This window comes from Allobosea sp. Root670, from assembly GCF_001429415.1.
Classification (GTDB): Bacteria; Pseudomonadota; Alphaproteobacteria; order Rhizobiales; family Beijerinckiaceae; genus Allobosea; species Allobosea robiniae.
Genome location: NZ_LMJU01000004.1, coordinates 41,731 through 54,812, shown reverse-complemented (window position 1 = coordinate 54,812; position 13,082 = coordinate 41,731). Strand labels below are relative to the sequence as shown.

The 13,082-nt window shown below is 62.9% G+C and carries 17 protein-coding genes; 13 read left to right on the top strand and 4 right to left on the bottom strand.

Features of this window, described 5'->3' with window-relative positions; all coding sequences use genetic code 11:
- Positions 1–35: 35 nt before the first annotated feature.
- A complete protein-coding gene (locus tag ASE61_RS07840) occupies positions 36–278 on the bottom strand; it encodes a DUF6894 family protein (protein ID WP_061966394.1) in 243 nt (80 codons plus the stop codon).
- A gap of 192 nt (positions 279–470) precedes the next feature.
- Between ASE61_RS07840 and ASE61_RS07835 the strand changes: the two genes are divergently transcribed.
- Together ASE61_RS07835 and ASE61_RS07830 are read left to right on the top strand one after the other, a co-directional pair.
- Positions 471–671 carry a hypothetical protein gene (locus ASE61_RS07835; RefSeq protein WP_061966336.1) on the top strand — a complete coding sequence of 67 codons (201 nt, stop codon included), beginning with the start codon at positions 471–473 and terminating at the stop codon, positions 669–671.
- Positions 672–854: 183 nt separating this feature from the next.
- On the top strand, positions 855–1,061 hold the full coding sequence (locus ASE61_RS07830; protein ID WP_156407014.1) for a hypothetical protein: 207 nt from the start codon (positions 855–857) through the stop codon (positions 1,059–1,061).
- Positions 1,062–1,073: 12 nt separating this feature from the next.
- On the opposite strand, the gene ASE61_RS07825 is transcribed toward ASE61_RS07830, so the two are convergent.
- Positions 1,074–1,301 carry a hypothetical protein gene (locus ASE61_RS07825; protein WP_061966334.1) on the bottom strand — a complete coding sequence of 76 codons (228 nt, stop codon included), beginning with the start codon at positions 1,299–1,301 and terminating at the stop codon, positions 1,074–1,076.
- A 221-nt stretch (positions 1,302–1,522) separates the two neighbouring features.
- Between ASE61_RS07825 and ASE61_RS07820 the strand changes: the two genes are divergently transcribed.
- From ASE61_RS07820 to ASE61_RS07805, 4 genes are all read left to right on the top strand, one after another.
- Positions 1,523–2,134, top strand: a complete 612-nt coding sequence (locus ASE61_RS07820) for a peptidase S14 (protein WP_244492757.1) — start codon at positions 1,523–1,525, stop codon at positions 2,132–2,134.
- Between the two features lie 217 nt (positions 2,135–2,351).
- On the top strand, positions 2,352–2,654 hold the full coding sequence (locus ASE61_RS07815) for a general stress protein (RefSeq protein WP_061966333.1): 303 nt from the start codon (positions 2,352–2,354) through the stop codon (positions 2,652–2,654).
- A gap of 61 nt (positions 2,655–2,715) precedes the next feature.
- On the top strand, positions 2,716–3,885 hold the full coding sequence (locus tag ASE61_RS07810) for a zinc-dependent alcohol dehydrogenase (RefSeq protein WP_061966332.1): 1,170 nt from the start codon (positions 2,716–2,718) through the stop codon (positions 3,883–3,885).
- Between the two features lie 12 nt (positions 3,886–3,897).
- Complete coding sequence (locus ASE61_RS07805) at positions 3,898–4,692, top strand: SDR family NAD(P)-dependent oxidoreductase (protein ID WP_061966331.1); 795 nt, start codon at positions 3,898–3,900, stop codon at positions 4,690–4,692.
- A 248-nt stretch (positions 4,693–4,940) separates the two neighbouring features.
- On the opposite strand, the gene ASE61_RS07800 is transcribed toward ASE61_RS07805, so the two are convergent.
- On the bottom strand, positions 4,941–5,216 hold the full coding sequence (locus ASE61_RS07800; protein WP_061966330.1) for a hypothetical protein: 276 nt from the start codon (positions 5,214–5,216) through the stop codon (positions 4,941–4,943).
- Between the two features lie 54 nt (positions 5,217–5,270).
- Positions 5,271–5,432 (bottom strand): hypothetical protein, encoded by a 162-nt coding sequence (locus ASE61_RS26340; protein WP_156407013.1) that lies wholly within the window; start codon positions 5,430–5,432, stop codon positions 5,271–5,273.
- A gap of 338 nt (positions 5,433–5,770) precedes the next feature.
- Here ASE61_RS26340 and ASE61_RS07795 point away from each other — a divergent pair, with 338 nt between their 5' ends.
- From ASE61_RS07795 to ASE61_RS07765, 7 genes are all read left to right on the top strand, one after another.
- The gene (locus tag ASE61_RS07795; protein WP_244492756.1) at positions 5,771–7,294 is read left to right on the top strand and encodes a glucan biosynthesis protein; all 1,524 of its coding nucleotides are present in this window, start codon (positions 5,771–5,773) and stop codon (positions 7,292–7,294) included.
- Between the two features lie 28 nt (positions 7,295–7,322).
- The gene (locus ASE61_RS07790; protein WP_061966328.1) at positions 7,323–8,603 is read left to right on the top strand and encodes a phospholipase D-like domain-containing protein; all 1,281 of its coding nucleotides are present in this window, start codon (positions 7,323–7,325) and stop codon (positions 8,601–8,603) included.
- A 215-nt stretch (positions 8,604–8,818) separates the two neighbouring features.
- On the top strand, positions 8,819–9,568 hold the full coding sequence (locus ASE61_RS07785) for a Crp/Fnr family transcriptional regulator (protein WP_061966327.1): 750 nt from the start codon (positions 8,819–8,821) through the stop codon (positions 9,566–9,568).
- Between the two features lie 33 nt (positions 9,569–9,601).
- On the top strand, positions 9,602–9,874 hold the full coding sequence (locus ASE61_RS07780; protein ID WP_061966326.1) for a DUF6894 family protein: 273 nt from the start codon (positions 9,602–9,604) through the stop codon (positions 9,872–9,874).
- Positions 9,875–10,035: 161 nt separating this feature from the next.
- On the top strand, positions 10,036–11,532 hold the full coding sequence (locus ASE61_RS07775) for a sensor histidine kinase (RefSeq protein ID WP_061966325.1): 1,497 nt from the start codon (positions 10,036–10,038) through the stop codon (positions 11,530–11,532).
- 26 nt (positions 11,533–11,558) lie between these two features.
- On the top strand, positions 11,559–11,972 hold the full coding sequence (locus tag ASE61_RS07770; RefSeq protein WP_061966392.1) for a response regulator: 414 nt from the start codon (positions 11,559–11,561) through the stop codon (positions 11,970–11,972).
- A gap of 22 nt (positions 11,973–11,994) precedes the next feature.
- Complete coding sequence (locus tag ASE61_RS07765; protein WP_061966324.1) at positions 11,995–13,062, top strand: histidine kinase dimerization/phosphoacceptor domain -containing protein; 1,068 nt, start codon at positions 11,995–11,997, stop codon at positions 13,060–13,062.
- Positions 13,063–13,082: the final 20 nt, after the last annotated feature.

Genomic DNA, 13,082 nt, shown 5'->3' with positions numbered 1-13,082 from the left:
TCACGCGCCGCTCACGCAAAGCGTATTTCGGCCGCTTAACGGCAATTGTGCCAATGGCCTTCAAGCATCAGCTTGGCGCTGTAGATAGCCTTGCCGCTGGTGTCGCGCACGGAAACCGCGAAAGTCCTGTGATCTCCATTCGGCAGCTCGTCCCTCGCCATGTCGGGCAGGGCGTCGAGCGCGGCCCTCCGTGCTGCCTCCGCGTCGGGGAACTCCTGCCCAACGTTGTCGATGAGCGGTCGCTGCCCGTCGGATGTGTCGATGAAGTAGCGTGGCATGGTGCGGGTCCTGATCGGGCAAGCCCCCTCGAAACGGCCCCGCTTGCCAGCCGGTTCCATCACACCGCCACAGCCTGAGCAACATGGCCTTTCGCATCACAGGTTAATGATATCGCCGAAATCCCGCGAAAACTAACCTGGGTAAAGGCGGATGGCGCCCGACAAGGACAGGCTCAAGCAGGAGGTCATGCCATGCAGAGCCCGACCGATCGCCTCGACCGAACGTTTTCCCTGGATGTCATCGTCACGCCGGAGCAGTTTCGCGACGCGCTGTCACGCCTCAGGGGACTGGAAATCGAAGGAGAGGATTCTCCGCGAAGCCGCGAGCGGGCCGCGCTTGAGATCGGCATATGCCGCTATCTCGCCAATTGCGAGCGACGCGTCAGAAACTGACGACTCCTTGGTGCGCTCGCAGACAGATCGCCCACCAGCCGAACTTTCTGCTGCGATGCCTGTTTCCCGATCGCGGCGCGCATCGCTTCGCGCCCTCCGCTGCAAGCGTTTGAAAAGGGAACGATCATGAAGGGACGAGCTCTCGCAGTCGAACTCGGCAGCCGCTATCCCGGTCAGGATTGGATGGCGCAGCTCTGCCAACGTTCGAACGAGCCCCGCGACAAGGTGGAGTGGCATCTTCAGGAGGATATGGACTTGCCGGAGCAGATCGCCGAGGCAGGCCGGCAGATACTCGAAAAGAATTCGGAGTTGCCTTCCGGCAAGGCCGATATCGACGATCTTCCGATGGCTGGCGTGCCGGAATTTCTCGGCAAGCTGCACAAGGATTGAAGCAAAGGGCTTTTATCCCGACTTCGACCCCTTGGTATCGCGCTCACGCCCGTGACCTTCGCCTTGCGTCGCGTCGCCCGATCCTGAGAGCACCACCGGGTTGGCGCTGACCAGGCCGCCTGCGTTCGGCTCGGCTTCCGTCGGAGCGAACTGGCCTTTCGCATCACGTTGCGCGGCCTTTCCCGTCTTCGCCTGCTGATCCAGCTTCTCGTCCAGCTTGTTCTTCCCGCGTGTGGGCATTGCGTTTCCTCGCTTTGTGAAGTGGCTCTGGACCATCAAAGCCGCCTTCTCTTCAACCCGGCGGGCGACCGATGGTTTCCGATTCACAGCCCGGCCGGCAGGGAGCGTTCGGCACAGCACGGTCGGAAGCTGAGCGCGGGCGCCGCCATCCGATTCCACGTGGGAACTGGCCGTAGGGCTCGCGAGTTTCGGCGCCAAATCAATCGATTGATGGAATGAGAATGAGCCTGTCCCTATCCACCGGGCCCGACGATGCCTCGCCCGACCTCTTCCGCCCGCTGCAGGCTCGGGATTTCCTGAACCCGCCGATCCTGCTGGCCGGCGTCGTCGATAACCTGATGTATGCCTTCTTCCGGGATCGTCTGATGACGGCGCCGCTGGAAGGTGTCGTCGTCATCGAGCTCAGCACCTTGGGAGGCGACCCAGAGGTGGCACGGATGATGGGAGAGGATATCCGATTCCACAGCGAGCAGGAACCGAACCGGCGCTTCGTCTTCCTCGGCAAGGCTGCAATCTACTCGGCCGGCGCCACATTCATGAGCTTCTTCGCCCGCCCGAACCGTTACCTGACGCGCGGCACACGGCTCATGATCCACGAGCGCAAGCTGCAGGCCACCGTCACGCTCGACGGCCCGCTGACCATGTGCATCGCCAACCTCAAGGCGAAGCTCAACGAGATCGAGCAGTCGATCCAGATCCAGAACGAAGGGTTCCAGAATCTCATCGCCGGCTCATCGGTCACCATGGAGCAAGTGCTCAAGCTGGCGCCCGAGAACTGGTATATCGAGGCCAACGAGGCGATGAATCTTGGCCTCATCGAAGGCGTCATCTGAGAAGCGGGAGCTGCGCACGGCCGCTGGCGTGATGCTCGACCGTCTCCCCTTTAGATGCCCGCGCTCGAATAAATCCACGAGGATACGGTTCGACCTGGCGGCGTACTCGGTGCGTTAGCGCACCGAGTTCCACGGCCCTCGAACATCTGAAGGCCTCCATCGGTTCCTCTCCCGAGCCTTCGGGTTCTCCCAGCAACCGAACAATTGGAGGTTTGCCATGGCAAACAACAACGACCAGCGCGGCTTCGGCTCCATGGATGAGGACAAGCAGCGCGATATCGCGTCGAAGGGCGGCCAGAGCGTGCCGGCCGAGAAGCGCAGCTTCTCGCAGGATCACGACCTCGCCTCCGAGGCCGGCCGCAAGGGCGGCGAAAACAGTGGCGGCGGCGACCGTCAGCAGCAGGCGAGCGGCAACGACCGCAGCCAGCAAGGCGGCGATGGCAACCGCGGCGGTTCCGGCAACTTCGCCAACGATCGCGAGCGCGCCTCCGAGGCCGGCCGCAAGGGCGGCCAGAGCTGATCTGGCGGTGGCTGTCCCGCTTTCGGCGGGACAGCCAGTTCCATCTCATCGGGAGGGTACCGTGAAGGCTCTGGTTTGGCATGGAAAGAACGACATACGCTGCGAGGCGGTGCCTGATCCCGCGATCGAGCACCCGCGCGATGCCATCATCAAGGTCACGGCCTGCGCCATCTGCGGTTCCGATCTTCATATATTCGACGGCGTCATCCCGCAGATGAAAAGCGGAGACGTGATCGGCCATGAGACGATGGGCGAAGTCGTCGAAGTCGGTTCCCAGAACAGCAAACTGAAGGTCGGTGACCGTGTCGTCGTGCCCTTCACGATCTCCTGCGGCGAATGCTTCTTCTGCCAGCGCGGCTATTTCTCCGGCTGCGAACGCTCGAACCCCGACCGGGAAAAGGCCGCCAAGCTCTGGGGCAATTCGCCGGCTGGGCTGTTCGGCTACTCGCATCTGCTCGGCGGTTATTCGGGCGGCCAGGCGGAATATCTGCGTGTGCCCTATGCCGATATCGGCCCCCTTAAAGTCCCGTCAGGCCTCTCCGACGAGCAGGTCCTGTTCCTCTCCGACATCTTTCCGACCGGATACATGGCAGCCGAGTTCTGCGATATCCAAGGCGGCGAGACCATCGCGATCTGGGGCTGCGGGCCGGTCGGGCAATTCGCGATCAAAAGCGCCTTTCTGCTCGGCGCCGAGCGGGTGATCGCCATCGACACGGTGCCTGAACGCCTCGAACTGGCGCGCCGGAGCGGCGCACTCACGCTCGATTTCATGAGTGAGGATATCTACGAACGCATCATGGAATTGACCGCCGGGCGCGGCGCCGATGCCTGCATCGATGCTGTCGGCACCGAGCCGGAAACCATGGCAAGCGCCGATTCGATCCTCGATCGGATCAAGGTCGCGACTTTCATGGGCACGGACAGGCCGCATGTGCTGCGCCAGGCTATCCACTGCTGTCGCAATTTCGGCGTCGTCTCGATCGTCGGCGTCTATGGCGGCTTTCTCGACAAGATACCGATGGGATCGGCGATCAATCGCGGCCTGACCTTCCGCATGGCCCAGACACCGGTTCAGCACTACATGCCGAAGCTGCTCCAGCTGATCGAGGACGGGAAGATCGACCCCGGCTTCGTCATCACACACCGGGCTTCGCTTCAGGAAGGCCCCGAGCTCTACAAGACATTTCGCGCCAAGCAGGACGGCTGCATCAAGGCCATCATGACCCCGTGAAAGGAGGATTCCATGGGACAGGCAACGCCAACGACCAAGCTCGCCGTGGTCACCGGCGCATCCTCGGGCATCGGCTATGAACTCGCCGTGCAATGTGCCGGGCAAGGCTTCGACTTGATCATCGCCGCCGACGAGGCGGAGATCGACCAGGCCGGCGACAAGTTGCGCCGGATGGGCGTGGCCGTGGAGGCTCTCGAAGCCAATCTCGCGACGACCGAAGGCTGCGACAAGCTCTACGCCGCCCTTCGGGGTCGCCCCGTCGATGCCTTGCTCGCCAATGCCGGGCGGGGCCTCGGCCGGGCCTTCGTCGATCAGGACTGGCAGGATATCCGCTATGTCATCGACACGAACGTCACCGGCACCGTCTATCTGATCCAGAAGATCGCCCGCGACATGCGCGATCGCGGTGCCGGCCGCATTCTGATCACCGGCTCGATCGCCGGCTTCATGCCGGGTACTTTCCAGGCCGTCTATAACGGCACGAAGGCGTTCCTCGATTCCTTCTCCTTTGCGATCCGTGCCGAACTTGCCGAGACCGGCGTGACCGTCACCTGCCTGATGCCGGGCGCGACGGAAACCGAGTTCTTCGAACGCGCCGACATGCTCGACACCAAGGTCGGCACCGACGCGAAGTACGACCCTGCCGAGGTCGCGAAGACGGGGTTCGACGCGATGATGGCGGGAGAAGGCGATGTCGTCAGCGGCTGGTACAACAAGCTTCAGTCCGCGATCGCAAATGTAACTCCGGCCAGCGTCCTGGCCGAGCAGCACCGCAAGATGGCCGCTCCCGGCACCGCGAAGCGCTGAGCGGGCCAAGAGCGCGAGGAGCAAACGATGTCTGGACGCCAGAAGACAGAGACTGCTTTCGACCGAGCCCGCGAGCGGGTCGAGGGAAAGGGCGACAAGCTGACACCGCCAGCTGGCCCACACTCCAGCGAAGAGACGACGGACGAGGCGAAGACCCCGGGAAGCGGCGCGCTATCACCGCCCCGGCCGCGTCATGATCTCGAGACGGGCACGGGCTGAGGCACGCATTCTTAGACTAAACAGTTTCGTTAGCCCTGCTTGTCGAGGTCGACAATCTTGATCGTTCCGCTCGGCTTGCGTTCTTGCGCCTCCCTCTGCTGTCCTCCCCCGACTTCCGAATGATGCTTTTCGGCCGCGAAGCCTTCGGGGTCATCCGCTTCATAGGGCGCATGAGGTCCCGTCGGGTGCGTCGAGCGTGGGCTAGAACCTGCGCGATTCTCGTTTTCTTCACCCGGCTGCCCAGGCCTGCGCGCGGTATTGTAGGCGGCCGACGCATCCGTAGCTTTGTTGGGAACCTTGTTCATTGATCTATCCTCCTGTGAGGTAAATGTCCTCCACCGGGAAGCTCGAGCCGCCCACTACTGGCGAGGGGCAGGCAGCTTTTGAAGATCAGTCGGGCTTTTCGGCGCGTCCTGCGGATCGACATGCCCGGACCGCTGCTCGCGCAGTGTGTCTGCATGGTAGAGATTGAAGCCTACGAAGATCACGACGATCATCGCGGCGATGACGGCAACGATCATCAAAGCGGCTCTTCCGGCCTTGCGTGGCGGCGGCGGTACACGATTTGCGGTCATGAGGGTCCGACTTCGGCATAATCGGTGATCTTGATCGAACGCGAGCCGGCCCGGCGCGTTCCCTCGATCGAGAATCCGCCGATCTCGAAGAAGGCCGTTTTCCTCTTTGATCGTCCGGCCAAGCGCGGGAACCGGGCTCGTCTTGGTGGTGTTCTAGAAGCGCCCGCCTGTGGAGGCCGGCCGCCAATCCGGGGGATTCAACCTTGTCCGCACCGTCTCGTCGCGCGATGCTCGCCCTGTTATCCGGCGCCTGCATGTTCGGGAACAGTTCGGCGCGGGCCCAGGTGCCCGCTGGATCCAAGAAGGGCTTCGGCTACGACGACGTCGTCCAGCGGGCGACGGCGCTGGCGAAGCAACCCTTCGATGCCGAAAGCGCGAAGATCCCGGCCGAGCTCTCGAGCCTGACCTATGACAGCTATCGTGAAATCCGGTTTCGCCGCGACAAGGCCTTCTGGCGCGAGGGCGGCTCGGATTTCCGCCTGCTGCCCTTCCATCTGGGCTTTCTGCACAACAAGCCGGTCCAGGTTCACATCATCAGCCACGGCAACGCGGTCCCGATTCCCTTCACGACAGGTCTGTTCGAATACGGCAAGGTTCCCATCCCCAAGGGACTTTCACCGGCGCTCGGCTTCGCGGGCTTTGCGGTGACCACCAACCTGAACGACCCGAAGGTCCAGGACGAAGTCATCTCCTTCCTGGGCGCGAGCTATTTCCGGCTGATCGGGCGGGGGCATCGCTATGGGCTGTCGGCGCGCTCACTCGCGCTGGATGTCGGTGGCGAAGGGCCCGAGGAGTTCCCGTTCATGCGGGCGCTATGGGTCGAGGAGCCCTCGCGCGACTCGACCGAGCTGGTGATCTACGCCCTGCTCGATTCCCCGTCGGTCGCAGGCGCCTTTCGCTATGTCGTGCGCCCAGGGCGCGACACCTCCATGGACGTCACGGCAACCATCATCCCGCGCCGGGAGATTGCGCGGATCGGCATCGCGCCGCTGACCTCGATGTTCCAGGCCGGAGAAGGCGATCTCGGTCAACGAACCGATTTCCGTCCCGAAATCCACGATTCGGACGGGCTGATGATGCAAGCCGGCAGCGGCGAGTGGATCTGGCGTCCCATTCGCAACCCCAAGGCGCTGCGCATATCGAGCTTCGGCGACAAGAACCCGCGCGGCTTCGGACTGATGCAGCGCGACCGCGACTTCGGCAGCTATCAGGACCTCGAAGCGCGCTACGATGCGCGGCCGGGCTACTGGGTCCAGCCGCAGGGCGACTGGGGCGAGGGCCGGATCGACCTCATCGAGATACCGACGAATAACGAAGCCTTCGACAACATCGTCGCCTGCTGGACGCCCGGCAAGCCCCTGCCCGTCGGAGAACCCGCCGAATTCAGCTACCGCATCTCGGCACTGTCGACGACCTGGCACCTGCACCCCTATGCGCAGGTGCAGCAGAGCTTCAACGGCTCCGATATCGAGGACGGCGTCTCCCAAGGGCAAGGCACGAAACGCTTTATCGTCGATTTCGCCGGTGGCGACCTCGCCTATTACCAGCGTGAGCCCGACCGCTTGGAGCTCGTCGCGACGACGACGGCCGGCGCCATCACTACGAAGATTCTGACGTTCAATGCGCCGCTGAAAGGTGTGCGCGCCATCGTCGACGCGACGCTGCCGGACGGCCAGTCGGCCGAGCTTCGCCTGTTCCTGAAATCGCGCAATCGCACCTTGAGCGAGACCTGGACGGCGACCTGGTCGGTTCCGGCGGGCGACTCCGCCAAGCCACAGCCTTCGACGATCGAACCGGCACGCAACTGATGCCTCTGCCCTTCATTCCGATATGCTTATGACGCTCCGACGGCACCCTCTCGTCATCGCGCTCGTCTCGGCCGTTCTGGGTATCGTGGGCTGTCTCGTCGTCGGCAACCTGCTGCCGGAGCCGCAGGAGCTGAAGCAACCGCTTCCACATCACCTCGCCTCGTCGGATCGTCAGCTCAGGACGTCGATGGGCGCTCTCTTCGGCTCGAACTATGTGCCCGGCAACAAGGTCGAGACGCTGGTCAACGGGATCAGGATCTTCCCCGCGATGCTGACAGCCATTCGCGAGGCGCGGCAGACGATCAGCTTCGAGACCTATATCTACTGGCGCGGCGCCATTGCCGAGGAGTTTGCCGATGCCCTCTCGGCAAAGGCACGGGATGGATTGAGCGTGAAGGTGCTGCTCGACTGGGTCGGGAGCCTGCCGATGGACGAGCAGCTCATCCAGCGGATGCAAGACGCCGGCGTCCAGGTCGTCCGGTTTCGCCCCGTTACCTGGTATACGCTCGACCGCGTCAACAACCGCACCCATCGGAAGCTGCTGGTCGTCGATGGGCGCGTGGGTTTCACCGGCGGCGTCGGCATCGCCGATGAATGGAACGGCGATGCGCGCACGCCGAACGAATGGCGCGACACTCACTATCGCATCGAAGGGCCAGCCGTGGCGGAATTCCAGGCCGCCTTTGCCGAGCACTGGATCGAGGCGACCGGGGAGCTGCTCCTGGGCGACCGCTTCTTTCCGGAGATCGCCCCGGCAGGCGACCACGCAGCCCAGGTCGTCGTCAGCTCGACCCACCAGCGCAACACCATGCATCTCATGCTGATGACGTCGCTTGCCGCCGCGCAGAAGAGCATCCGCATCGCGACGCCCTATTTCGTTCCCGACGACCTGACGCGCCAGCAGCTCCTCGAAGCCCGCAAGCGCGGCGTCGAGATCGAGATCATCGTGCCGGGCCCCCGCACGGATGCACGCGTCGTCAGGAAGGCGTCGCGACATCTTTGGGGCGACCTGCTCCAGGCCGGCGTAAGGATCAGCGAGTATCAGCCGACCTTCTTTCACTGCAAGCTCGTCATCGTCGACGATGTCTGGGCCTCCGTCGGCTCGACGAATATCGACGACCGCGCCCTCAGGTTGAACGACGAAGCCAACATCAACCTGTTCGATCGGGACTTCGCCAGAACCCAGACGGCCCTGTTCGACAAGGATGCCGCAGCCTCCCGCCCCTATACCTTCTCGGACTGGCAAAGCCGTTCAGCCAGCGAGAAATTTTCGGACTGGCTCTCCAGCCTCGCTCGATCGCAGATTTGACGTCGCACACAAGCCCATTTGTTGAACGGTGCTCGTAAGCCACAACCAGGCAATCAAACACATCGCCGTGCCAGTGACAGGCAGCTCCACTAACCGATCATGCCGAAATCAGAATCGAGAGCTTTCATAACGCTTCGGCTCATATAGCATTTGATGCAGCGCGAGACGGCACGATCTCATATCTGCGAGACGTCATCCGACGTGGCAGGAAACGAATGGACAAGCAGCACTATCTAGAACGGCTCGTTCTCAAGCTGGAAACCCATGTCCCCCTACCCCCGGCCGAGCGGGAGAAGCTGCTGCAACTGCCGCTCACCTTGAAGCGCCTGGAAGCCAATCACGACATTGTCCGCGAAGGAGAACTTACGCAGCAGTGTTGCCTCGTCGCCGAAGGGCTGGTCTGTCGCTACAAGATTGTTGGCGACGGTGCGCGGCAGATATTGTCGCTCCACCTTCCCGGCGACATTCCGGATATCCACTCTCTCCTGATCGAGCGCATGGATCATTGCCTGGGAACGCTGACGCCGGCGGTGGTCGGTCTCATCCCGCACGAAGCGGTCAGGTCGCTTACTCGGGCTTCCTACCGCATATCGGAAGCGTTCTGGCGCGAAACGCTCATCGAAGCCTCGATTTATCGTGAGTGGATGGTCGGTATCGGGCGCCGCGCGGCGCCGAGCCGGATCGCCCATCTGCTCTGCGAGTTTATCACCAAGATGACGGCGATCGGCTTGTCCGACGGCGTGATCTGCAATTTGCCTTTGACGCAACCCGAGATCGCCGATGCGCTTGGCCTGTCAACGGTTCACATGAACAAGAAGCTCCGGGAAATCCGAGAGGCCAGACTTGTTCGGATCAGGGCCAATCGACTGACGGTTCTGGACTGGAAAGGCCTTTGCAGTTTGGCTGAGTTCGATCCGGATTATTTGCATCTCCAACCCGGCGCCGCCAAAATCAAAGACGATTGAGGAACAGGTTTGCCTTGGCTGCATTAGGCAGGCATGCCCAGCTATTTCTTTCACACGCGCGATGGACAGAAGCTCGAAATCGACGAGGAGGGTACGGATTTACCCGACGACCAAAGCGCGCGAAATGCCGCGAAGGAACTACTAGCGGCCCTGAATCGCGAAAAGCTGCCCAACGGTGATCACATGTCCCTTTCGGTCACCGTGCAGAATGACGAGGGCGTTGACATTTACGTGGTAAACTTGCGGCTTGATGGCGCCTCCGCTGACATTCCGCCCAGTCCGAAGATCAGGAAGCCGGATCGATAAAACGGGCTGGCGGCGGTTTCATGCTGATGCTTCGCTGAGGCAATCGACCGCATCGCAGACTGCGGCCATGCACAGGGAGGAGCGAGGCGCAATAGCATTTGTTATTGCTCCCAGAGCTTTGATCGTTGCAGAGAAGTGCGTCTCTCCAGCTGGTTCCGTGCATGCCTATCTCCCAGGCGTTCTTCCGACGCTCGAACGCCCTGCTTTTGGCCATCGGCATCGCGGTGCTGGTCGTTATCGTGGCGACGTCGCTATGGCTGACGAGCGCGAGCGAACGCTATTTCGGCGAGGTCACGGCTGCCCGCGCGGTCCGGAGCGCGACCGCAGACCTGTTGTCACTGGTGCAGGATGCCGAAACTGGCCAGCGCGGCTTTCTGCTGACACGAGAAGAAGCCTATCTCGAGCCTTACAACATCGCGGTCTCGAAACTGGCGGCTCAGCGGGCGAATCTGGATCGAGCCGCGGCCAAGCTGCGCGAGATCGGACCGTTGCTTCAGCGCGTCACGAGCGAGCTCGATCAGAAGATGGCGGAGCTTGCTGCAACGGTCGAGGCGAGGCGCAGAGGCGACATCGAGACCGCCATGCGGATGGTCCGCAGCGGAACCGGCAAGCGGCTTATGGACGATCTGCGGACCGACCTGAACGCCATTCTGACCAATTCTGAAGCGGAGCTGAGGGAAGCGATCGATGCGCAGCTCACCGCCTCGACGCGGCTGCGCTGGACGACGATCATCGGCGCGATCCTGATCCTCGCCATGGCTGGAGCAGCGAGCTGGACGATCGTCAGCTACACCCGCGAACTCGTCGCGGCTCGTCGCGAGGTCGAAACGCTGAATGTCGGGCTTGAGGAACGCGTGCGCGAACGAACCGATGCGCTCATCAAGGCCAATGAGGAGGTTCAGCGCTTCGCCTATATCGTGACGCATGACCTGCGCGCGCCGCTGGTGAACATCATGGGCTTCACCAGCGAGCTGGAGGCGATGTTCAAACCGATCGACACCTATGTCGCCGCGGGAAATGCAGCTTCCCCAGAGCAGAAATCGGCTGCCGAAGAGGCTCTGCGGGTCGATGTTGCCGAGGCGATCGGCTTCATCCGGTCGTCTACGCGAAAGATGGACGGGCTCATCAACGCGATCCTCAAAATCTCCCGCGAGGGGCGGCGCGAGTTGCGGGCCGAGAGCGTCGACCTTGCCGCGCTCATCGAGACGGCCGCAGCGGCGGTCCACCATCAGGCCAGTGCGGAGGAAGGCGGCGGGATCGAGATCGACTCGCAGGTTCCCCGCGTCGTCAGCGATCGCCTGTCCCTCGACCAGGTCATGGGCAATCTCCTCGACAATGCGATCAAATACCGAGCGCCGGAGCGCCCGATCAAGATCGCCGTCCGCACGCGCCGGGAGCGCCGCGGCTGGGTCAAGATCGAGATCGAGGATAATGGCCGCGGCATTGCCGCGACGGACCACGAGCGCATATTCGAACTGTTCCGGCGCTCGGGCGCGCAGAACACGGCTGGCGAAGGTATCGGCCTCGCCCATGTCCGCACGATGGTGCGCAATCTCGGCGGCGACATCGCCGTGCGCTCAGAACTTGGAAAGGGCACGACCTTTACCGTGACCCTGCCCCCCGACCTCGCGGCCTACAGACGGAGTGCCGAAGCGTGACCAATGGAAAGCCCGTCTCGATCATCATGATCGAGGATGATGAAGGCCATGCCCGCCTCATCGAGAAGAACATCCGCCGCGCCGGCGTCAGCAACGAGATCATCCCCTTCGCCAACGGCACGGATGCGCTGAATTATCTGTTCGGCTCCGATGGTTCCGGTGCCGTGAGCGCCGGCCGCCAGCTCCTGATCCTGCTCGATCTCAACCTGCCCGATATGGGCGGCGTCGACATCCTCGAGAAGGTGAAGGCGAACACGCATACCAAGCGCTCGCCGGTGGTCGTGCTCACCACGACCGACGACAGCCGCGAGATCCAGCGCTGCTACGATCTCGGCGCCAATGTCTATATCACCAAGCCCGTGGACTATGACGGCTTCGCCAACGCGATCCGCCAGCTCGGGCTGTTCTTCTCCGTGATACAGGTTCCGGAAACGCCATGATCGGCTTGCGTGGCCGCAGCTGATGCCGAACCGGCCGATCAACGTCCTCTATATCGACGACGACGCCACGCTGGGGCGGCTCGTGCAGCGCATGCTCGCGCGCCACAACTATGTCGTGGAGCATGTCGAAACCGCCGATGCGGGGCTCGCGCGCGCAGAAGCGGGCGGCATGGACGTCATCATCCTCGACCACGATCTCGGGACGGCGTCTGGGCTCGATGTCCTTTCGGTGTTGTCCAAAGACGCGGCGTCTCCCGCAGTCATCTATGTGACCGCATCATCGGAGCTGTCGATCGCGGTGACCGCGCTCAAGGCCGGCGCCATGGACTATGTCGTCAAGACGGTCGGTGAGGATTTCGAGATCCTGCTACGGGCGGCTCTGGAGCATGCCGTCGTCAAGACGCGGCTGACCCGCGCCCGTGAACAGGCCGAGCAGGAAGTCCGGGCCGCGCGCGACCGGGCCGTGACGCTGCTGGCCGAGGTCAATCACCGGGTGGCCAACAGCCTGTCGCTGGTCGGCTCACTCGTCCGGATGCAGGCCAATTCGGTCGAGGACCCCGGCGCCAAGGCGGCACTGGCCGAGACCCAGGCGCGCATCACCGCAATCGGGAACCTGCACCGCAGCCTCTATACCTCGGACGATGTCCGTTCCGTCGATCTCGCCGGCTATCTCCGCTCGCTGCTCGACGAATTCGCCCAGTCGCTCGCCGGCTCCGGCCAGATGCCGATCATTCGCTTCGAAGCGGAGCCCGTACTGGCGAAAACCGACAAGGCGATCTCGATCGGGCTGATCGCGACAGAGCTGGTCACGAATGCGCTGAAATACGCCTACCCGGACGGCAGCGGCGAGGTTCGGGTCAGTCTCTCCTGCGAGGGCGACAGGGTCATGCTCGAGGTTGTTGATGACGGTATCGGCTGGACGGGAACCGGCACGATCAGGGGAACCGGCCTCGGCAGCAAGATCGTCCGCGCGATGGCCAAGAGCCTCGCCACCGAATTGCGCTACGCGGACACGAATGGAAGTGGCACGCACGCCATCATGGAACTGTCCCTTGCCGGCTTGGCTCCTCCGGCGTCCGAAACGGCCTGAGCCGCGCCGGACGCTCATGA

Excerpts from the sequence above, each read along its gene's own strand:
- ASE61_RS07840 (WP_061966394.1), bottom strand. The coding sequence starts at position 278 with ATGCCACGCTACTTCATCGACACATCCGACGGGCAGCGACCGCTCATC.
- ASE61_RS07835 (WP_061966336.1), top strand. The coding sequence starts at position 471 with ATGCAGAGCCCGACCGATCGCCTCGACCGAACGTTTTCCCTGGATGTC.
- ASE61_RS07830 (WP_156407014.1), top strand. The coding sequence starts at position 855 with ATGGCGCAGCTCTGCCAACGTTCGAACGAGCCCCGCGACAAGGTGGAG.
- ASE61_RS07825 (WP_061966334.1), bottom strand. The coding sequence starts at position 1,301 with ATGCCCACACGCGGGAAGAACAAGCTGGACGAGAAGCTGGATCAGCAG.
- ASE61_RS07820 (WP_244492757.1), top strand. The coding sequence starts at position 1,523 with ATGAGCCTGTCCCTATCCACCGGGCCCGACGATGCCTCGCCCGACCTC.
- ASE61_RS07815 (WP_061966333.1), top strand. The coding sequence starts at position 2,352 with ATGGCAAACAACAACGACCAGCGCGGCTTCGGCTCCATGGATGAGGAC.
- ASE61_RS07805 (WP_061966331.1), top strand. The coding sequence starts at position 3,898 with ATGGGACAGGCAACGCCAACGACCAAGCTCGCCGTGGTCACCGGCGCA.
- ASE61_RS07800 (WP_061966330.1), bottom strand. The coding sequence starts at position 5,216 with ATGAACAAGGTTCCCAACAAAGCTACGGATGCGTCGGCCGCCTACAAT.
- ASE61_RS26340 (WP_156407013.1), bottom strand. The coding sequence starts at position 5,432 with ATGATCGTTGCCGTCATCGCCGCGATGATCGTCGTGATCTTCGTAGGC.
- ASE61_RS07790 (WP_061966328.1), top strand. The coding sequence starts at position 7,323 with ATGACGCTCCGACGGCACCCTCTCGTCATCGCGCTCGTCTCGGCCGTT.
- ASE61_RS07785 (WP_061966327.1), top strand. The coding sequence starts at position 8,819 with ATGGACAAGCAGCACTATCTAGAACGGCTCGTTCTCAAGCTGGAAACC.
- ASE61_RS07780 (WP_061966326.1), top strand. The coding sequence starts at position 9,602 with ATGCCCAGCTATTTCTTTCACACGCGCGATGGACAGAAGCTCGAAATC.
- ASE61_RS07775 (WP_061966325.1), top strand. The coding sequence starts at position 10,036 with ATGCCTATCTCCCAGGCGTTCTTCCGACGCTCGAACGCCCTGCTTTTG.
- ASE61_RS07770 (WP_061966392.1), top strand. The coding sequence starts at position 11,559 with ATGATCGAGGATGATGAAGGCCATGCCCGCCTCATCGAGAAGAACATC.
- ASE61_RS07765 (WP_061966324.1), top strand. The coding sequence starts at position 11,995 with ATGCCGAACCGGCCGATCAACGTCCTCTATATCGACGACGACGCCACG.